Source organism: Marinobacterium sp. xm-a-152, from assembly GCF_013282965.1.
GTDB lineage: Bacteria > Pseudomonadota > Gammaproteobacteria > Pseudomonadales > Balneatricaceae > Marinobacterium_E.
This window is the reverse complement of sequence record NZ_WBYI01000004.1, coordinates 164,458-182,701: the sequence shown is the minus strand read 5'-3', so window position 1 is coordinate 182,701 and position 18,244 is coordinate 164,458. Positions and strand designations below refer to the sequence as shown.

At 45.1% G+C, this 18,244-nt stretch carries 19 protein-coding genes; 8 read left to right on the top strand and 11 right to left on the bottom strand.

From position 1 onward, the window contains the following. Positions 1–39 precede the first annotated feature (39 nt). From XMA152_RS05320 to XMA152_RS05295, 6 genes are all read right to left on the bottom strand, one after another. Positions 40–354 carry a type II toxin-antitoxin system RelE/ParE family toxin gene (locus tag XMA152_RS05320; protein ID WP_173480263.1) on the bottom strand — a complete coding sequence of 105 codons (315 nt, stop codon included), beginning with the start codon at positions 352–354 and terminating at the stop codon, positions 40–42. Continuing rightward, positions 342–599: a type II toxin-antitoxin system Phd/YefM family antitoxin gene (locus XMA152_RS05315; protein WP_173480264.1), complete on the bottom strand. Its 258-nt coding sequence runs from the start codon at positions 597–599 to the stop codon at positions 342–344. The genes XMA152_RS05320 and XMA152_RS05315 overlap by 13 nt, the downstream gene beginning before the upstream one ends. Positions 600–716: 117 nt before the next feature. After that, entirely contained in the window at positions 717–4,463 is a 3,747-nt protein-coding gene (locus tag XMA152_RS05310) for a calcium-binding protein (protein WP_173482959.1), read from the bottom strand. A 12-nt stretch (positions 4,464–4,475) separates the two neighbouring features. Further along, complete coding sequence (locus tag XMA152_RS05305; protein WP_173480266.1) at positions 4,476–4,766, bottom strand: hypothetical protein; 291 nt, start codon at positions 4,764–4,766, stop codon at positions 4,476–4,478. Next, positions 4,767–6,074: an HlyD family type I secretion periplasmic adaptor subunit gene (locus XMA152_RS05300; RefSeq protein ID WP_173482958.1), complete on the bottom strand. Its 1,308-nt coding sequence runs from the start codon at positions 6,072–6,074 to the stop codon at positions 4,767–4,769. Next, positions 6,071–8,224 carry a type I secretion system permease/ATPase gene (locus XMA152_RS05295; protein WP_371813281.1) on the bottom strand — a complete coding sequence of 718 codons (2,154 nt, stop codon included), beginning with the start codon at positions 8,222–8,224 and terminating at the stop codon, positions 6,071–6,073. Before XMA152_RS05295 ends, XMA152_RS05300 begins: the two co-directional genes overlap by 4 nt. Before the next feature lie 1,150 nt (positions 8,225–9,374). Here XMA152_RS05295 and XMA152_RS05290 point away from each other — a divergent pair. From XMA152_RS05290 to rfaH, 3 genes are read left to right on the top strand one after another with little or no spacing between them, the layout of a single operon-like run. Then, the gene (locus XMA152_RS05290) at positions 9,375–9,560 is read left to right on the top strand and encodes a type II toxin-antitoxin system VapB family antitoxin (protein WP_173482957.1); all 186 of its coding nucleotides are present in this window, start codon (positions 9,375–9,377) and stop codon (positions 9,558–9,560) included. A gap of 5 nt (positions 9,561–9,565) precedes the next feature. Continuing rightward, on the top strand, positions 9,566–9,955 hold the full coding sequence (locus XMA152_RS05285; RefSeq protein ID WP_173482956.1) for a PIN domain nuclease: 390 nt from the start codon (positions 9,566–9,568) through the stop codon (positions 9,953–9,955). Positions 9,956–9,958: 3 nt separating this feature from the next. After that, entirely contained in the window at positions 9,959–10,444 is a 486-nt protein-coding gene (rfaH, locus tag XMA152_RS05280; protein WP_173482955.1) for a transcription/translation regulatory transformer protein RfaH, read from the top strand. Here rfaH and XMA152_RS05275 read toward each other — a convergent pair. After that, positions 10,437–11,384 (bottom strand): tyrosine-type recombinase/integrase, encoded by a 948-nt coding sequence (locus XMA152_RS05275; RefSeq protein WP_173482954.1) that lies wholly within the window; start codon positions 11,382–11,384, stop codon positions 10,437–10,439. The genes rfaH and XMA152_RS05275 overlap by 8 nt on opposite strands. A gap of 144 nt (positions 11,385–11,528) precedes the next feature. On the opposite strand from XMA152_RS05275, the gene XMA152_RS05270 reads away from it, so the two are divergent. The 5 genes from XMA152_RS05270 (at position 11,529) to XMA152_RS05250 (ending at position 14,383) form a co-directional block, all read left to right on the top strand. Further along, a complete protein-coding gene (locus tag XMA152_RS05270; protein ID WP_173482953.1) occupies positions 11,529–11,957 on the top strand; it encodes a helix-turn-helix domain-containing protein in 429 nt (142 codons plus the stop codon). Continuing rightward, positions 11,954–12,685 carry a nucleotidyl transferase AbiEii/AbiGii toxin family protein gene (locus tag XMA152_RS05265; protein ID WP_173482952.1) on the top strand — a complete coding sequence of 244 codons (732 nt, stop codon included), beginning with the start codon at positions 11,954–11,956 and terminating at the stop codon, positions 12,683–12,685. Before XMA152_RS05270 ends, XMA152_RS05265 begins: the two co-directional genes overlap by 4 nt. Before the next feature lie 47 nt (positions 12,686–12,732). After that, the gene (locus XMA152_RS12820; protein WP_173482996.1) at positions 12,733–12,813 is read left to right on the top strand and encodes a winged helix-turn-helix transcriptional regulator; all 81 of its coding nucleotides are present in this window, start codon (positions 12,733–12,735) and stop codon (positions 12,811–12,813) included. A gap of 156 nt (positions 12,814–12,969) precedes the next feature. Further along, positions 12,970–13,212 carry a helix-turn-helix transcriptional regulator gene (locus XMA152_RS05255; RefSeq protein WP_173482951.1) on the top strand — a complete coding sequence of 81 codons (243 nt, stop codon included), beginning with the start codon at positions 12,970–12,972 and terminating at the stop codon, positions 13,210–13,212. Then, positions 13,202–14,383 carry a type II toxin-antitoxin system HipA family toxin gene (locus XMA152_RS05250; RefSeq protein WP_173482950.1) on the top strand — a complete coding sequence of 394 codons (1,182 nt, stop codon included), beginning with the start codon at positions 13,202–13,204 and terminating at the stop codon, positions 14,381–14,383. Before XMA152_RS05255 ends, XMA152_RS05250 begins: the two co-directional genes overlap by 11 nt. 127 nt (positions 14,384–14,510) lie before the next feature. On the opposite strand, the gene XMA152_RS05245 is transcribed toward XMA152_RS05250, so the two are convergent. The 4 genes from XMA152_RS05245 to XMA152_RS05230 form a co-directional block, all read right to left on the bottom strand. Then, the gene (locus XMA152_RS05245) at positions 14,511–14,702 is read right to left on the bottom strand and encodes a helix-turn-helix domain-containing protein (protein WP_217364004.1); all 192 of its coding nucleotides are present in this window, start codon (positions 14,700–14,702) and stop codon (positions 14,511–14,513) included. Positions 14,703–15,040: 338 nt separating this feature from the next. Next, on the bottom strand, positions 15,041–16,102 hold the full coding sequence (locus tag XMA152_RS05240) for a hypothetical protein (RefSeq protein ID WP_173482949.1): 1,062 nt from the start codon (positions 16,100–16,102) through the stop codon (positions 15,041–15,043). Between the two features lie 338 nt (positions 16,103–16,440). Further along, complete coding sequence (locus tag XMA152_RS05235; protein WP_173482948.1) at positions 16,441–17,757, bottom strand: type II toxin-antitoxin system HipA family toxin; 1,317 nt, start codon at positions 17,755–17,757, stop codon at positions 16,441–16,443. Continuing rightward, on the bottom strand, positions 17,751–18,074 hold the full coding sequence (locus XMA152_RS05230; RefSeq protein WP_173482947.1) for a helix-turn-helix transcriptional regulator: 324 nt from the start codon (positions 18,072–18,074) through the stop codon (positions 17,751–17,753). The genes XMA152_RS05235 and XMA152_RS05230 overlap by 7 nt, the downstream gene beginning before the upstream one ends. Positions 18,075–18,244 lie beyond the last annotated feature (170 nt).

Genomic DNA, 18,244 nt, shown 5'->3' with positions numbered 1-18,244 from the left:
GGAGCGGTCTTATTAAGGCCGCGATTTTATTTGAATGACTTATCGGTTATGAGTGTTAAGCCCTAGCATTAACCGCCTTAAATCGCGTTCTTGTCGTATCACCCTAATTACGAAGACATTTTCTTTCTCGATTCTGTAGACGATGCGTGAGGGTGGAGTGATCACTTCCCTGTAGTTTTGTAATGGAAGCTCAGGTAAGCGGCGACCTGATTCAGGATGTTGTTCCAGTCGCCTGACGCTAGACAGTATTCTCTGCACTAACTGCTTTGCTGCGGCTCTGTCACTAATAGCAACATACTCTGCTAATTCTGAAAGGTCATCGATCGCTTTTTCTGTCCAGATTAGCTTAGCCATTTGTCCAACTTGGCTTCTACTTCAGCTTGAGTATGAACTTTGCCTTCAGCAACGTCTTTTTCACCAAGCGCAATCGCTTCAAGCAAAGCCAATCGGTTTTGCATGTACTCGTAATCTTCTACGTCTACTAGGTAGGCCGAAGGCTGTCCATGTTCTGTAATCAAGATAGGCTCCTTGTTGACGTGCAACTCACTAAGAATTTTAGTCGCGTGCCTTTTAAGGTTGGTTACTAACTCTGTTTTCATAGATAACCCCTGAGTTTTAAGTGATACAATTGTATCACTTTATCTAAATGGAATTCATCTCAGGGGTAACTTAAGGGGGCTGACCTTTCGGTCTGACCCCCTTATCGAGTATCAATATCACTCACTATGCCAGGCAGTTGCTAAGACGTTGTTGAGAGTGTTTCTATCCTCCAGAGTCACCTCCTCTTCATCGAGTGCATCAAACTGGGCAATTGCATGAATGATGGCGTAGATATCAGCCATGTCAGCCCAGCCATCTTCAGTTTCTATCCTCTCAATGCCATCTTTATTAGCCGATTGAATAGTCACCTCGGTGCTGGAATCACGGTCTTTTATCAGTAGCGAATCATTAAGCATCTCCAACTGAAGACGCTCCCAATTGATGCCTTCCAATACAATCGTATCACTCCCACTGCTATCCACTATTTGGTCAGATCCATCATTCGCTCGAATAATGTAAGTATCATCGCCTTTTCCGCCCTCCAGCAGGTCATCCCCTTTACCGCCGGTTAACTGGTCATCGCCATTGCCGCCCATAAGCCTGTCTTGGCCACTGCCCCCAAAGAGATGATCCCTGCCGTTGTCGCCTGATAGCTTATCGTTTCCGGATCCACCATAAAGTTGATCCGACTCGTTGCCGCCAAACAGGTGGTCCGAACCGCTACCGCCATGCAGACGATCTTCTCCCTGATCACCAAAGAGTTCGTCATCGCCGGAATCGCCATAGATGAGATCGTTGTTCTGATCTCCGTGGATAAGATCATCACCGCCACCTCCGGATATAGTATCGTCACCACCATGACCACTGATGACATCAGCAGAGGCTAAGCCTTGGATATGATCATCGCCGTTGCTGGTCGCAAGCGTCTGCTGGGCAATGTCCGATAGATTCATCTGTTCACCGTTACTGAACTCAATCAATTTGATGGTGTCGAGTGATATAAGATCGCCATTAAAGAAGGATTTGACGGTAATTAGATCCCCCGGCTGCCCTGTTTCGATTAAGAGATCATCGTTGATCCGGCTGATATCAACTTGCTTTTTGCTAATAGTGGAATCAAACAACACCCTATCGATGGAGTCACGGTCGCGGTTGTTGATCACATCTTGACCGTGACCTCGGCTAAAGAGGTAGGTGTCTTTGCCTTTACCTCCTTGCAAAACGTCAGCCCCTTCACCACCTACTAACAGGTCACCTCCTTCACCTCCAGATAAGTGATCATCTCCACGGTTACCTATTAAATGGTCGTCACCACCGGCGCCCTCTAGGTATTCATTGGCATCGGCTCCCTGCAACCTATCATCCCCCTCAAGTCCATAGAGCCTATTGGAGTCGAGTGATTGGTAGAGGCTGTTAAGCTCAAAAGTAGATAGTTGTGTTGAAACCCCCTCCGCATTCACTAGTTCAATTGTTTCAATCAGATTGGGTGTGATAATACCTTTGTCATAGACCTGTTTGATGGTGATCTGATCTCCCGTCAATTGACCGTTTTGGTCTGAGAATTGGATCAGTAGATCCTCTCCAGAAGTTCCAATGCGTCGAAGAGTTAGCTGATCAGATTGCTCTATTCCAACGATGCGAATTGTGTCTCTGCCGGAATGTTCAATGTAGGTGTCTTGCCCATCCCCTTGAGTAAATAGGTAAAGATCATCCCCGGAACCACCGTAAACTGTGTCATTACCTTGATTGCCTTGAAGTGTATCCGCCAGATCGGAACCGAATAAATAATCGTCGCTGTTGCCGCCTTTCGTCGAAAAGTGAGTGATCACTTCTGATAGATTAAGAGCTTTGCCATCATAAAAACGTAGGGTTTCAATGGCGCCCTCCTGAAGACTGCCATCAAAGTCGAATACGTTTTCTAACCGAATGGCCGCACCACTTTTTGCGCCATCTTCATTCAGCAGATGAATATCGATGTGACTGATGCCTCGCTCAAATAGAAGGTTATCGGCCGAAATACCCTCGCCAAACAGAAGCACATCGTCCCCTTGGCTGTCATAGATTTGATCAGAGCCGTCTCCAATGCTGTAGTGGTAAATATCATTACCCACGCCGCCAAAAAGTCGGTCATCGCCTAAACCACCCGTAATGAGATCATCAGCATTTGAGCCCGTCAGGGTCTCAGAAGCATCTGTACCTGTAATCTGTGAATCAATAAGCCATGGGGCAAGAGTGGGGTGCTCTTTCAGATCATCTATTACAACGTCATAAGCCGGTGACAGGCTCGATAGCTGCTGCACTGTTTTGAAGAGTAAGTTGGCTTGTGACAGATCGTTTTGATCGATAAGGCTTTGCAGATGGGCTTCGAAATTCTCCGTATCTGGAGCAAATTGACCAGTGCTTGAATCAAATTTAACCCCAATCAAATCAAAAGCCTCAGCATAGTGGGTTTGGGCGTTGAGCTGCCCTTCGACATAGTCGCTAAATGCTTTGAATTGTGCGATCAGAACCGGTGCCGCGCGGCCATGTGGGTTTGGGTCATGTTCACCCCAGCACCAGGTGCCAACATAGTCTTTAGCCGTTAACTCTTCTAACGCCTCAAGCTGTCGAGCATCCATGACGTGCCCATAAATGCGGCTTGGGTCGCGACTGTAGGGGTCGACGTCGGCTACCCCCGTCCACTGGTAGATGATCTCATTAACCAACGCAGATCGTGCAGCAGGGTCGGACTCTTGAATGAACTGGTCAACCATCGATTTGAGCTCTGTATTGTGTGCCATTACCTGTTGTAGGTTGGCCACATAACCCCAGCCCTTAATATCAGGGTAGTTGATTAGGTCATCAGCTGTTTGAGTGGAATCCTGATAGATGGATTGCGTTTCATCAGTTTGAAACCAGACATCGACCAGCTCATTGGAAGGGCTATTTGTATTTGCAAACGAGCTCGTTTGAATGAAGTGGTTGCCTTGTTGTTGCTGTGAATCTTCAGAGTAGTCCAGGTTGATCGATGTGATTCCGAGCTCTTCTAGAGTTTTCAGTTCAAACTCTTGAGTTTGTCCATCTAAATTGAGGTCTTGCCAGACTTTAAGCGCTTGGAAATCTCGATCAAACTCATCGATCACCCCATCGGAATTAGAGTCGTACTCTTTTAGAGCCTCAAACCCATTGGCGGCCTTGTCTCCGTTAGATAGCTGGGTGTTATTACCAAACAGCTCCGTTCCGTCATCGATTTTGCCATTATTATTCAGGTCGATGGCCAACACGCCATCATCAGGTGATACCCATCCAGTTTTTTCAGCAAAACCATCGCCAGCGTGGTCGAAATAGACACCTTGATCAATACCAATAGTTTCGACTCCGTCTCCGTCCAGATCTAAAACGAGTGGTGAGGTGATCGACTCTGCATTGGCGAAACTGGGTGCCTCAACATATTGATCGTTCGCTGCAAACTCCCAATCGTTCCAGGTGAGTTCCACATCAGGCTGATGCAAAAGCAGGTCGAAGATCGGATCTAATGTTCCCTTTTCAGCGAGATACTCGCCAAAGTCATCGGCAAGCGGATAGAGCGCCATCAATGGCACTAGAGCGGCAGTATGAGGACCGGGTACCAGTGAGGCGGCTGTGCCAACTAGTGCGATTGCATTTCCAAGTTCGAATTCACCTTGATCAAAATCCTCAAGGACCTCAGCAAGGGCTGTGGTAAAAGCAACGGTTCCAAACATACGCCCTAAAGTCATGCCCAATGGAGATTTGCTGTCTGTAGTAGCGTCAATTGCAGCTGCAGTAATAGCAGCAAAAGCTGATAATTTTTCTAGTGTTGTAGATTCTTTAGAACTGAATATACCCACGTTTCGTTCATAGGTATGGGTGCTTACGGTTAGTGAAAGTGCGTCAACAAAACCTTCCTTGGCGATAGTCGTCATCTTTATATCCTTTTATTTATTAAATGCTTGAGTGATTGCGAGGATCCATAGGGCAATTCCGTATCCTGTTAGACCCAGTAATAGATAATGTGTAGTACTCATAGAAACCAGTTTCATTCGTGAAACTAGAGCTGTAATGATTGCTATGATTACTGTGTAACCGAAGTATTGGAAATATTCATTTTTTGGGATAAACAACATGAAAATAGTTAGAGTCCCAAAGAAGATTAGTTTTCCAAATAGTATTTGTTTAAGAGTGACCGGTTCTTCCTTAAACACATCATGTTCTTCTTCATTTTCCATTTAACGCTCCTCAATTGAGTCAGTTTTCATTCTTAGTAACGGTGAAAGTAGATACTCGATGATCCTCCTTTTGCCTGTTTTTAATTCCGCGCTGACGCTCATCCCGGGTTGCAGGGGGTGGGAATTGCCGTCGATTTCTAAGGTTTCTGAGAAGAGTTTAAGTTCTGCAGGAAAGAGTAAAACGCCTTGTTCATTTTGTTGTGCATCGGCGCCAAGGTGAACGATCTCAGCATCGATTACGCCGTATTTTGTGAACGAGAATGCATCCACTTTAATTTCGGCGCGTTGGCCTGTTTGTACAAAACCTACATCGCTGTTTTGCAACCAGGCTTCGACTCTTAATGATTGATTCAGTGGCACAAGATTCATTAGGGTCTCAGCGCTGGTAGCGATAGCGCCAACTGTAAATGCGTTGAGATCACTGACTATCCCGTCAATCGGTGCGCGAATGTTATGCTGCTCAATAAACCACTCTAATTGGGTGATATCGCCGTTAAGAACTCTGGCTGCCTCTTGCAGTCGAAGCAGCTCGTTCAACGTCTGCGCTTTGCTCTCTGCTTTAAATGCTTGGATCTGCTTTTGAATTGAAACGGCCTGGCTCAAGGTTGAAGCTACGTCCAGTTGTAACGCCCTTACGCTAGCTTCCACTTCAATAAGCCGTTGGCGTTGGGTAAGAAGGGCGCTGTTTGATGCAGCGCCGTTTTTAACCAATGACTCAATCGCTTCTGTCTCTGCCTCTACAATTGAGTAGAGCTGTGACATTGAATCGAGTTGCGTTTTAGCCTGTGAATGACTCAATTCTGAGCTGCGCAGTTGCGCGTTTAACTGTTCAATTTTTCGGGTATAACTCTCTATCTGTTCTGAGAAAAGCGCCTGTTGAGGGTTAGAGGATGACAGATACTTGACGTTGCCTTTCTCTAAATACTCAGCAAAGTGCCGGGTGCGTTCTATCTCGTGTTGCTTAAACTCATATTGCTCCAGCCTCTGTTGGAGTTGATTAAAGGGTTCCGTGGCATCCAGTTCAATGAGGGTTTCACCGGCTTGAACCTCATCACCATTGGTGATGTGGATGGCATCGATTTTCCCTGTGATAGACGATTGAACTCGTTTTGTTTGTCCAGTTGGAATGACTTTTCCAGATGCCCTTGCCACAATGTCGACCTCACCAATAGACGCCCAGGTGAGCCCTGACATCATCAGCAGGGCGATTAAGTAGGCAGTTACCCTCGGCCATTTCTTGGGTGGTCGCTCTTGAATCAGTAGCGCACCAGGTAAAAAATCGTGCAGCTCTTTTGATGTCAGCCTCATGCGATGGCCTCCTTAAATTCTGATGGTTGATCGGCCGATTGAAGACGAATCATTTCGGCGTAGCGGCCGTTTAATGTCATCAGCTCTTGATGGGTGCCAGACTCAGCTAACTCGCCTTGATCAAGTACAAGAATTCGATCGCAGTGTCTTACTGTGTTGAGGCGGTGAGCGACGGTGATGACGGTGCGCCCTTTGCAGATCAAGTGCATCTGCTGACGGATTTTCTCTTCTGAAATGTAATCGAGCGCGCTCGTTGCTTCGTCAAAAATCAGAATTTTTGGATTGCTGATCAGGGCTCTCGCTATCGCGATTCGCTGGCGCTGCCCCCCTGAGAGGTTGCTGCCACGCTCACCCGCCAAGGTGTCATAAGCAGCTGGAAGCTCAGTGATAAACTCGTGCGCACCGGCCAGTTTGGCGGCTTTGACAATGGTTTCTAGCGATTCACCGGGTGTGCGTATCGCAATGTTGTCGCGCACACTTTTATTGAATAAAAAGCTCTCTTGTGGAACGACGCTGATATTGGATCTAAGCCAATCAGTGTTGACCTGTGCTAAATCAACACCATCAATGAGCACCTTTCCTAAGTTGGGTAGGTAAGTCCGTTGAATCAGCTTGGTCAGTGTGCTTTTGCCAGAGCCTGAAGCGCCGACAATACCGATCGATTCTCCGGCGTTGATCTCAAGGTTGATCCTATTCAGAACCGTGGGGCTATTCAGACTGTAGCGAAAACTGACGTGTTGAAAGGCAATGGAGCCTTGCAAGCTAGGGAGAGACGCTTGGCTTGTCTGAGCGTCAGACTCAGAGGGCGTATTGAGTATATCGCCGAGACGTTTCAAGGATATACCCGCTTGTTGGACGTCTTGCCAGAGTTGAACCAGTTTCAAAATGGGTGCACTGACTCGACCCGCGATCATATTAAATGCGATCAATTCACCGATGGTTAACTGATTGTCCATGACCAGAAGGGCACCAAACCAGATAATTAACACCGTGGTGAACTTGCTAATAAACTGAGCAATTTGAGTCGCGATATTACCGAGGTTTTTAGCTTTGAAGCCGATGCTGGTCGCTTGGGCAATCTGCTTTTCCCAGCGTTGCTGCATCTTTGGCTCAAGCGCCATTGATTTAACGGTATCGATGCCCGTGATCGATTCAACCAGAAACGCTTGGTTTTCGGCACTGCGTTTGAAACTCTCATTTAAGCGATGGCGCAAAGTGGGTGTGATGAGTATAGATAACAGCAAGTAGCACGGAAGTGACCCAAGAACGATCCACGTGAGCGTAGGGCTAAACATCCAAAGCACAGCGATGAAGAGCAGAAGAAAGCTAAGATCAATCATCAGGGTCAATGCACCCCCAGTGATGAACTCCCTTAGTGTGTCTAGCTCTTTGATTCTCGCCACGGTATGCCCTACTTGGCGTGAATCGAAATAGGCTGCAGGTAAGCGCATGACATGGTTAAAAAGCTTAGCGCCAAGCTCCACGTCAATTCTGCTGGTGGTATGAACCATCAGGTAGTTGCGAACGATGCCCATCACCAATTCAAACATCAGCAGTGCAGCAAATCCGATGGCCAGAATATCCAGCGTAGTGAAGCCTCTATGCACCAGCACTTTGTCCATAACGATTTGAAAGAAAAAGGGCGTGGCTAGGGCAAATAGCTGAAGGAATACAGAAATTATGATGACTTCGGTAAAAATCCCTTTGTGTTTAATCAGGTAAGGGATAAACCATTTCAGATCAAATCGGCGATCAGAACCTAGGGTTTCTCGCTCTTTAATGAAAATAATTCTGTTATCCCAGAGCTGATCAAACTCTGCCAAATTGAGTTTTCTGGGTGTGGTCTCGCCGGGCTTGATGACTAAGCAGAACCAATCCTGTCCATTTTGATTAACGCGAAGAAGGGTGAGGTATTGCCCATCGGACATAGGTGCTGCAACGGGCATAAATTCATTGTGTAAGTCACTGATTTTACAGTTTCTTATCCCTGCTTTTAGGTTAAGTGAGTTTAGCGCTCTTATGAAATCCGTTTCTGTCAGTGTGGATTTGGATGTTTGCCATTGATGGCGCAACTGCTCTGTATCACAAGCTTTATGTCTAAGCTTGGCTAATGTCGTAATGCTGTATATGGCTGATTCAAATGAATTCACAATAACTATCCCTCCGTGGACACCTCATTAAGGTTTAGCAGAGGATTTGAAAATGTGCGTAATTTTTTTCGTTTTTTATTCCACTAGTTAGTCTTAGATTTGCGATGGCCATCATTTTTAGAAAAAAACGACAAATTTTTTTAGTTTTTTAAAATCTACCTGAAAGCCAATATCCATAGGGGTTTGAGAGAGATGTTGCTCTGGGTTTTTGTTAAAAAATCGAATTTTTTTAAACTTTTTTTCATTTTTTATTACGCAAAAATTTAAATCTTGTTCTATACCTATATACATCCCCGACGGAATGGGGATAACGAGAGAGATCTCGAATCGGTTTTTCACCTAACCAATCCATCCAGCATAGTGGATTAGTTAGTGAGCTCCCCCTTCGCTCCGGAGAGCTGATTGAAATCGACATGTTGATCGATCAAGGATGATCCGATGCATGCAAATACCCAAAGGGATTTGGGTTTGGAGAGGGATCTCCGGCATCTGCCAAAATCTGATGCGCCGCGAGAAGAGGGAGTTTTTCAAAGCGCATCAACCATAATTTAACCGTGTTATGAGGGCGGTTAAGGGTGCCGCAGGATGGGCACAGCAGGGAGGGATCCCTGAACGATAGACTCTGACTCTGTAGTGTTCCCTAGCAGGCACTACAGTTTTACAGGAATGAGTCCCTTCGATTGAGTCTGTCGTTTAATGTCCAGTGATGTGATCGGCTAAGGATGGCAATGATGCATTACACGCAAACCTCAACGGAGTGAGGTTTGGAGAGGGATCTCAAGTTTCGACTAATATCCGATGCGTGGCGAGAAGAGGGAATTTTTCAAAGCGCACCCTATTTTTGATTTAGTTACCTAGGTAGCTAAAGGAGCCAAAGGAGTGGCTCACTTGGGAGTGATCCCAGTAAAGTGAACTGCAATGGAGTGTTGTGAGCTTTACAAACACTTCAAAGGATTGAAGTGATGAGAGGGATCTCAGGCAAATGCCAAAAATCTTACGCGCCGCGAGAAGATGGAATTTCTCAAGGCGCGTTCTTTTTTGTTTACGCTTTAATTGAAACCTTCAGTCATACATCGATTAAATTAGTGAATTATTGAGATTGTTTTGTGTATGAATGTTGTATTATATACACATAAGGTTGAGGTGGAATATGAGAACAAACATAGAAATCGACGACAATTTAATGCGCGAAGTCCTTAGCTCTACAGGTTTGAAAACTAAGAAAGAGGCCGTTGAGTTAGGTTTGAAAACCTTGGTCAGACTCAAAAAGCAGGAGGGCATCAAACAGTACAAAGGTAAGCTGAAATGGGACGCAGATCTTATGGATGCTAGGTAGATAGAATGATAGTCGTAGATTCTAGCGTTTGGATTGACTATTTTTGTGGCAATGAAAATCCTCAAGTAAATTGTTTGGATGAGCTGCTTGGTGTCAAACCGGTTGCTGTTGGTGACTTGATTCTTGCTGAAGTGTTGCAGGGTTTTAAGTCTGATAAAGACTTTAGGATAGCAAAGCAGCTGTTTAAAGATGTTACTGTTTTCGACATGTTGGGTGAGTCACGAGCGGTAAAATGTGCTGAGAATTTTCGTTATTTGCGAGCTCGTGGAATTACCATTCGTAAAACAACCGATGTCATTATTGCTTCATTCTGTATAGAGCAACGTCTACCTCTACTCTTTGCAGATAGAGACTTCAGACCCTTTGTCGACCATCTCGGTTTAATTGAGGCTTAGTAAGTGGCTATTTACAACTGGTTCGTTATTCAATCAAAGCCTGGCCAACTGTTTAAAGCTCAATTTGAGCTTGAACAGCAAGGTTTTGAAACCTACCTGCCGCTGCTTAAAACTGAGCAAATCAAACAAGGAAAGCGAACTGAAATAGAGACACCGCTTTTCCCAGGTTATCTATTCATTTACCTCTCCAAAGAAGAGAGTAATTGGCGCCCCATTCGATCAACACGCGGAGTGGCTAAGCTGATTAGCTTTGGAAATGAACCGGCTATCGTGCCAACAGCTGCCGTCAATGCCATTCGAGCTCAGTTAAGGCACATCGATTCTGAAACGCAGTTCAGCAAAGACGATAAGGTTTCTATCAATGAGGGGCCATTTAAAGACCTGCAAGCAGTGTTTTTAGAATATGACGGTGAACAACGAGCGTTTGTTTTGCTTGAGTTGTTGGGGCGTTGGCAGAAGATGTCCGTAGAGCTGTCGGCTCTTAGTTAGAGGCCGTAACCTCCCAAATCGGCGTACACTCCTCAATTTGAAGTTCGGCTGGGTTTACGTTATCGACCCAACTTTGCAGATACCTTAATGTGGTTGTCTCTTTTCGCCATCCGCCACGCAGCATAATCTTCTCCAACGGCACGCCTGCATTCAACATATCCAGAGCAGCTCCTACCCGAAACGAGTGGCCGCTTAAGTGTGGCAGATCTCTACGCCTAGCCCTATATTGCAGATCGACCAGAATAATATTGATGGATGCTGGGTTGAGTTTATCACCCAAGGTTTTGTTGTCTTTGCGGATGGATCGCAGAATACGCCCCTCAGTAGCACCGATTCTACGCTTCCATTTATTTATCTTGGTTGCTAGTAGATCGCTTATAGGGATGAGTTTGCCATTGCCCAACTGATCGGTTTTAGAGCGTTTAAGGTTTAACGCAAAGTGACCGTTTGGAAGTGTCTTTAAGTCCTCGAAACAGAATGAACAGATCTCTGAGGAGCGGCGCATGGTCTCATAACCGATTCTAAGCAGTAGTTCATTGCGCCGACCGGCTAGAGAGGAGTCACATTTTTTTAAAAGTTGCTCTAAAAGATCGAGTGTCAGCGGGTGCGCCTGTTTCTGCTGCCTACCGATTTTTCGATGCATCTTTTTCAGAGCAATTTTAACTTCTGGTGTTTTGGTAGGACTACCAAAACCAGAGAAAAAGCAGATGGATCCCAACGTGTCTATACGGCGTCGAATCGTTGCACTCTTCTGACGTTCGGACATATCGGCGATGTAGGCTGCTAGATCTGAAGCTTTAGGTGGTAGAGGATCTAACCCCTTGGATATTGCCCAGTTAGCAAAGTGCTTAAAGTCACTGCGATACGCTTTGAGGGTATTTTCCGCAAAGGCACCATCGAGTTGTGCCATCAAATCATCTAAGAACTGTTTTACGTCCATCACCTACCTCCCTGTATCGTGATGGTTTAAGTGTAGACCACAAAATGTGGATTCTGTTTTAATAAATTTACAGAGATAAAATGTTTCAAAAATTTATCAAATTTACTATATTGTAAAATATATGAAACAAATATGGTGTTTTAAGTGGACGCTGAAAATATTGGGATAGCAATAAAGCAAGAACGAAAACGCTTGAACGTAACCGCTGAAGCATTGTCAGGTGCTTCAGGTATTTCAAGAGTTACATTGCATCGAATTGAGAAAGGTGAGGGAGCGTCAAGTTTGAACAGCTACCTCGCCGTAGTAGCTGCTTTGAATCTTGAGCTAACGTTAGCCGAGAAAGTAAAAGAGGGGTCTCGCCAGCTCAATCCAGATGACTTTATCCCTGTCATCATTCGGCTGGATGACTATCCAGAACTTAAAAAGCTCTCTTGGCATATTACAGGCAGAGACTACCTTAAACCTTTCGAAGCACATGCTATGTACGAGCGAAACGCCCGTCATCTTGATGAAAATGATATGACACGAGCTGAAAGGTTATTGATGGCAAATTTAAATAGGGCATTTGCATGAACCATGAAGGTTGTCATTTTAAAAGACCTCATCATCAGTTGATTGCAAGAGTACTTGCAGCGATTAATACAGATCTCTTTGATATGAGTGAGTGCTTTTTTGGTGGAGGAACGGCTATCGCCCTTGCTTATGGAGAATACCGAGAATCTATTGATATAGATTTTGTGGTCTCTAGCAAGGAAGGTTATCGCGCATTGCGAGAGGTAGCGAAAGGACACCAAGTGGGATTGGGCCTGTTTAAAGAGCACCAAGAAGGGTTAGCTATAGATCGAATGCGTATGGATCAGTATGGAATACGTATGGTGGTGAGTATTAACGAAAGTGCATTGATTAAATTTGAAATAGTGAATGAGGGTAGAGTAGAGATTCAAAAGCCTGGTGTAGTCTCGAGGATATGTGGAGTATCCATATTGAGTAGGCTTGATATGGCGACTACAAAATTACTTGCTAATTCAGATCGCTGGGCGGATCGCGCGGTTTATTCTAGGGATATTATTGATTTATCGATGTTGGGACTATCAAAGAAAGAGCTTGGTCAGGCCATCTCCAAAGCTGAAACAGCCTATGGATCCTCCATTATGCAAGATTTGAAAAAGTCACTTACCTACCTAACTGAAACACCGAAACGACTCGAACAATGTATGGAAACTATGAGTATCGATCTCCCTAAATCTGTTCTATGGCAAAAATTGAAAAAGCTAGAGCGAGACTCTGATAATTGCCTATAGCCCCTAAATAATAACTTTTAGTTAGACAACCACCTTAGCCTAAGTTAATTGAAGAGCACCCAGATATTTCACAGCGCGAACTGGCTTCGAAGTTGGGGGTGAGTGTCGAGAACTACAAATCAACTTAGGGTGTCATTGAATTCCTATCAAAAGGGCAACAAAGGCTTGCTTGATGATCTTCCTGATATTTTTATTTTTAGTAGTGAAATTCTATAAATAAAACTTTACAAAATAAGTTTTAATAGATATTTTGTAAAAAATAATATTCAATAAGTGCATTTGAGATGGAATATAGTGAGTTAGGCCGCCAGGTCGCCCAGTTACGTAAAGAGAAAGCCTGGAGCCAGCAGCAGCTTGCTGACTACGCCGCAATTTCGCGGCCAACCTTGAGCGCTTTCGAAAACGGTCGCTCTGGTGAAATTGGCCTACGCAAGCTGCTGGTGATTCTTGACTTGTTAGGTTTGAGCATAAAACTGGTCGAGAAGCGATCACGGCCGACTCTTGAGGATCTGCTAGATGAGCAATGAGTTGTCCTTGTTGGTTCACGGTCAGCCAGTTGGTGAGCTGATACGCGATGGGCGTGAAACGCTTTTCAACTACAATGTCCAAGGGTTAGGTGAAGACTCCGATTTAGATAATGCATTTATCTCACTAACGATGCCGGTTAGAAAACGGAGTTATGTTCACTTCGGTTTGCATCCAATTTTCGAGATGCATTTGCCAGAGGGTTATCTGCGGGCCGTTATCGAGAAACAGTTCGCCAAGATCGCCGAAGTGGACGATTTTGGTTTGTTGCGATTATTGGCTCCCAGTGTGGTAGGGCGCTTGAGTTACGGCGGTAGTGAAGCTGAAGTGGCTGGCCTCTCCTTAGCGGATTTGCTTAGCCCTAGTTCGGAGAATTTGTTCAACGAGCTAGTGAAGCGGTTTGCGCTCCACTCTCCATTAAGCGGAGTCCAGCCCAAGGTGTTGGCGCGGGTAGATAATAAGGCCACGCTGCGCACTGATGAGTACATCGTTAAGGCCTGGGGGGGGGATTTTCCACAACTCGCCCTGAATGAATATTTTTGTATGCGGGCAGTGCAGTTATCAGGTTTACCTGTACCTGATTTCTACCTATCGGACGATGATTCTCTTTTTATCATGAAGCGGTTTGATTTGGTTGACGGTGGGGCTCCGCTGGGATTTGAGGATTTCTGCGTACTACAAGCCAAAAGTGCTTCGCAGAAGTACCAGGGTAGTTACGAGTCAATTGCTAAATCGATAAAGCTGTTCTGTTCGGCACAATGGCAACGCGCTTCGCTAGAGCAATTGTTCAAGATGATTGCGCTGAATACCTACCTGCGCAATGGTGATGCACACCTTAAAAATTTTGGTGTGCTTTATGAAAACGGCGATCAGGTACGATTGGCACCCGTCTACGATGTGGTCTCTACCACCGCTTATATAGAGAACGATATGGCAGCACTGACGCTAGCAGGTAGCAAGCGTTGGTGGTCTAGAACTGAGCTAATAGAGTTTGGCTGCTCTGCCTGTCAATTGACGCCGAAGCGGGCAGGAATACTTCATCAGCAGTGTCTGGATGGCTTGCTGAAGATGGGAGACGAGCTCGCTCAAAAACTCGAGTCGGCCGTCGATGCTGATAAGATCCATATTTTGGAACATTTGATGGGCTGCGTAGATGCAGTTAGAAAACTCTAAAGTGTTTTGCAAAGTGGCAAATTACAAAAAGTCAAAAGCATCGCCAAAGCATTCTCTATAAATAAAGCGATAGCATGCAACGCAATCGTCACAGGGAATGTCTTGGTAACAAATAACACTAAGGAGTTTAGTAGAGTTCCAGGGTTGTTACATGAAGACTGGGTTCATCAGGCCCCAAGTGGCCCTTATATAAGATCATACCAGACCCCTCGTCCACTCCCGGCTGCTCAATGGCGCCTCGTTCAACTAGTGCTCGGAAATGTTGTTTGAGGGTATTTCGGCTTGCGTCGGTCAGTTTGATTACCTCATCAATAGTCATGCGCCCAGGGCTCTGTTTTCCTGAAGTTGCATGGGCGGATTGTTTACCGAGAACAGGATCTTGAAGCCTATGAGAAGCAGTGTCTCCACACGAGCACGTCGGCTCGAATAAGTGGCGACTGCAATTAAAATTCTGTGCACTAACTTTAATCAAACCCATCCGCCAAGGCCGAGAACCTTAAGCATAGCTAGACGCGGCTTTCTATGTGGAGACGGCCTGAAAGGAGCCAGTGTTTCACATCTCAGCACTGTAAATATCGGATCCCAGCCCCGTAAATTTCGGAATCACTCTGCGTAAATTTCGGAATGGTTGGCGAATTCTCAGCCGGCGAAGTCGCCTCAAGACTCGTCATCCAGCATCTTGTTCAAATCATCCAACGCCTCAGGTGCGAAGATGACCTTTCGCTTCTTCTGTAGCTTGACCACTTTGGGATCGAAGTTTTCCATAATCTCTTGATGGTTTTCCGTCAGCCAGTTGATCGCTTGATCAATCTCCCGTTTTAGCTCTGGCTCAAAGGTTTTAGGAGTAGTCGTAAACGGGGCGCAGTCTGATAGAAAATGCCGCCAACGAATGCTTTTGAGAACTTCGACATTACTGAAGATGAAGTGCTTTTGCGGATCTTTATCCCAATTGTTGTCCTGAATGTAAACAGCCGCTGGATAGTGGTTAAAAATCTCTTCAAGTTCGGCCGAGCGCGTTCTCTGATACGCCCGCCAGCGGCTTTTAAGCTCATCAAGCTGGCCTTCAAGTCCGCCAGCGTCAATCTGTATATCCCATAAAAAGCCTCCATCGACTTCTTTGTCGTTATCAGGGCCTTCAACATAGTCGTGGGGGATTAGTGCAGAGATATGATCATTCCCAGCAGACTCGATTTCGTACATGACATACTGGGCTAATGAGATAAGAGTTCCGTAATGGAACTGATCATCCATCAACAGCCTGATCCAGGTCGGGTAGCTCCATCCGTGATAGGCAGCTCCCTCATACTCCGGGAAGTCCTTGCTCTTTACCTCCTCCTGATACAGATGGTTTTTACAGTCATATTCGAAGAGCGTCTCGAAATCTAGCAGGCTGAAATCTTTGGCCATCGGCTCATTTAAATAGATGTAGTCCTCACCGATACCGTGGGCGAGAAGAGACGCCCAGTTCATTTGATAGAGTTTATCCGGCGGAATTGAATTCCAGGCTTCATCGACCTGGTCGAGCGTACATTGGATGCCAAGCACACTTTCGAGTAAGACTTTGCTGACACGGCCTCGAGCATCATGATCGAGCGTGGCGCGAAAGCGCTCCTGTTGCTCCGTCGACCAGGAGAAGTATTCGGCATCTGCAGCGATCAATGCTCGCTTAGCGGCGACTAAAATTTTCGCTGTATCAATTTGTTCCTGTTTTCGATTCATTCTCTCGGCCTTGTTTTATCTGGTATTCCCCTATGTGGCCATTAATCTCCGCGTAGGTAAACAGTTAATCGAAGACTATTCCTCCCGTTCGATTTTCCTTTAAACCCATTCCCGAAAAGCGGTTGCTATCGCGTCTTATTCGAGCGTCTATTACTACCCATAGACCTATTTTTGCTTAAAGATCTTGGGTGATTCCTCGTAAGAGCCCCTCAGAACAGTTGAAAGCGGTCTACTGGATTAATTGTGACACCAATCGCGCCAAAAAATGTCACAATTATTTTGAATTGCGCCATTTTAAATAAATTTTAGATGTCGTCTAATTTCAAGAACTAGATCGATTAAATATCTAGGCGTAAGTTGCCTTGTATCTCATCTATCAGTGTTTTGGGTACATTCCATTCCCGCGCAAGAAGAGGCCAGGTTGATACATGCTCAATTGTCGTATCAATAATGTCGTCGATCTTTCTTTTGGTAAAAATTGGAATTAGTTTTTCTAAGCTGTAGAAGTCACTTCGAGTAAAGTTATCTCTTTTGCCATTCAAACTCATCCAGTGACTATTAACCCATTTGCTTCCTGATTTGTAGCTGTAGGCTAAATCATAAGCAGGGGCTAGAAACCACTTGCCTTTTTTCATTATGAAGGCAAAGTTTTTTGAATGGTCGTCATGGTTTCGCGCAATGATATTGAATGCCATGCGCTTGAAAAGTTGCTCTGCTTCGATTGCCGAGAGCTTGAGTTGTCTAGCGATACCAAATAATTCTGCGTAAGAGAATGAACCAGGTTTTTTATAGTCAACGTGTGCAAGGCCATTAAGCGTTTGTACGTGTATTTTCCTATTGTTTATTCGATCAAACCGCTTGGTGATGAAGTGTTGTCGGCCTCCTTCGTGAAGTAAGCGGCACGGCATCATATCGATATCGCATTTCGTAGCCATCAAATGATAGACGAACTCCATTGCACCATAACCCAATGGATCACCGAAACTTTCCTGATTCTTGTTATGTTCGCTAACTCCATCAAATTTCATCAAATAATGACTAAAACCCTTTGGGACGTTCGTTTGACCTGAACGAACTTTAGTAAAATCCTCATTAAATGCCAGCACGGCTTTTGGCCTTGCCCCCCCAGCGCTCATGCCAACCGATAGCAAAGACATCATACCCTCTCTGTCATCTTGACCATTTTGCGTGAGTTCTACTTCAAAATTACCTCTTAAATCTAAAATTTCCTGGGCAATTGAAACGAGCGATTGGATCTCTACCTGCTGTGAAGCATTCAGGCTTCTTAACTTTGTAGCCGGCGCGTATTCAAGCGCTCCCATTCCTCGCTTTCCCGTATATTGAAGGCGTTGCAATGGCGTAATATCGTTCGGAGAACGGCCCTGTTCTGCAACCCATGCGTTGAGAACTGCGTTACCAAAATAGTCAGGCAATGAATCCGCAATTAACCCAGGCAGCCCCTTGAACGTATTAAAATCTAGCTCAGGGAAACTGTAGATACGGCTCGATAATGGCATTTTGATAGGGGATAGTTCGATGCCATTTTTTACGAAGCCAGGATCGTATTCAAATGCTCCGAATCCTTTTTCCGTATCAAAACTCACTGCGCCCACGACATCGCCTTGGTAACTTATCTTAATGACTTCCATTACCATTCTGGTGTTTCCTTATCCTTGCTACTGCGAATGCCTGAGGCTCTCTGTCTTTTCTTGCCTTGTAATTTCGCCAGCTGTAGGGGAGAAATATCTTGTTTAGGCAGAAAGGTATTTAGCTGTTCAGTGAGGTCCAGAGCTATTAGTATCGCGATCAAGATTTCTAGCTGAACTTTTCCTTTTTCAGCATTCAGAACTGTTTTGCGGGCTATGCCTGCAAGCGCTGCAACTTCGGATTGTGTTAGGTCTCGATTTAGTCGAGCTTGCTTCAGTCTTGCCCCGATCTCTTCTGTTAATGCTTTAGCAGTAATTTCTTTCATTCTAAGGTCCTTAAAAGGTGACTTTAAGGCAAATATTCTTGCTTATGTCCCTAATGTAGGACCTTAAGATAGTTCTGTCAAATTCGTTTTATAATATGCTAAAACGGTTACATTAATAGTGTATTTTAGTTTTAATGTAACTGTTTGGGTGCATTGTGATTGGTCTGTAT

Excerpts from the sequence above, each read along its gene's own strand:
- XMA152_RS05320 (WP_173480263.1), bottom strand. The coding sequence starts at position 354 with ATGGCTAAGCTAATCTGGACAGAAAAAGCGATCGATGACCTTTCAGAA.
- XMA152_RS05315 (WP_173480264.1), bottom strand. The coding sequence starts at position 599 with ATGAAAACAGAGTTAGTAACCAACCTTAAAAGGCACGCGACTAAAATT.
- XMA152_RS05310 (WP_173482959.1), bottom strand. The coding sequence starts at position 4,463 with ATGACGACTATCGCCAAGGAAGGTTTTGTTGACGCACTTTCACTAACC.
- XMA152_RS05305 (WP_173480266.1), bottom strand. The coding sequence starts at position 4,766 with ATGGAAAATGAAGAAGAACATGATGTGTTTAAGGAAGAACCGGTCACT.
- XMA152_RS05300 (WP_173482958.1), bottom strand. The coding sequence starts at position 6,074 with ATGAGGCTGACATCAAAAGAGCTGCACGATTTTTTACCTGGTGCGCTA.
- XMA152_RS05290 (WP_173482957.1), top strand. The coding sequence starts at position 9,375 with ATGAGAACAAACATAGAAATCGACGACAATTTAATGCGCGAAGTCCTT.
- XMA152_RS05285 (WP_173482956.1), top strand. The coding sequence starts at position 9,566 with ATGATAGTCGTAGATTCTAGCGTTTGGATTGACTATTTTTGTGGCAAT.
- XMA152_RS05275 (WP_173482954.1), bottom strand. The coding sequence starts at position 11,384 with ATGGACGTAAAACAGTTCTTAGATGATTTGATGGCACAACTCGATGGT.
- XMA152_RS05265 (WP_173482952.1), top strand. The coding sequence starts at position 11,954 with ATGAACCATGAAGGTTGTCATTTTAAAAGACCTCATCATCAGTTGATT.
- XMA152_RS05255 (WP_173482951.1), top strand. The coding sequence starts at position 12,970 with ATGGAATATAGTGAGTTAGGCCGCCAGGTCGCCCAGTTACGTAAAGAG.
- XMA152_RS05250 (WP_173482950.1), top strand. The coding sequence starts at position 13,202 with ATGAGCAATGAGTTGTCCTTGTTGGTTCACGGTCAGCCAGTTGGTGAG.
- XMA152_RS05245 (WP_217364004.1), bottom strand. The coding sequence starts at position 14,702 with ATGACTATTGATGAGGTAATCAAACTGACCGACGCAAGCCGAAATACC.
- XMA152_RS05240 (WP_173482949.1), bottom strand. The coding sequence starts at position 16,102 with ATGAATCGAAAACAGGAACAAATTGATACAGCGAAAATTTTAGTCGCC.
- XMA152_RS05235 (WP_173482948.1), bottom strand. The coding sequence starts at position 17,757 with ATGGTAATGGAAGTCATTAAGATAAGTTACCAAGGCGATGTCGTGGGC.
- XMA152_RS05230 (WP_173482947.1), bottom strand. The coding sequence starts at position 18,074 with ATGAAAGAAATTACTGCTAAAGCATTAACAGAAGAGATCGGGGCAAGA.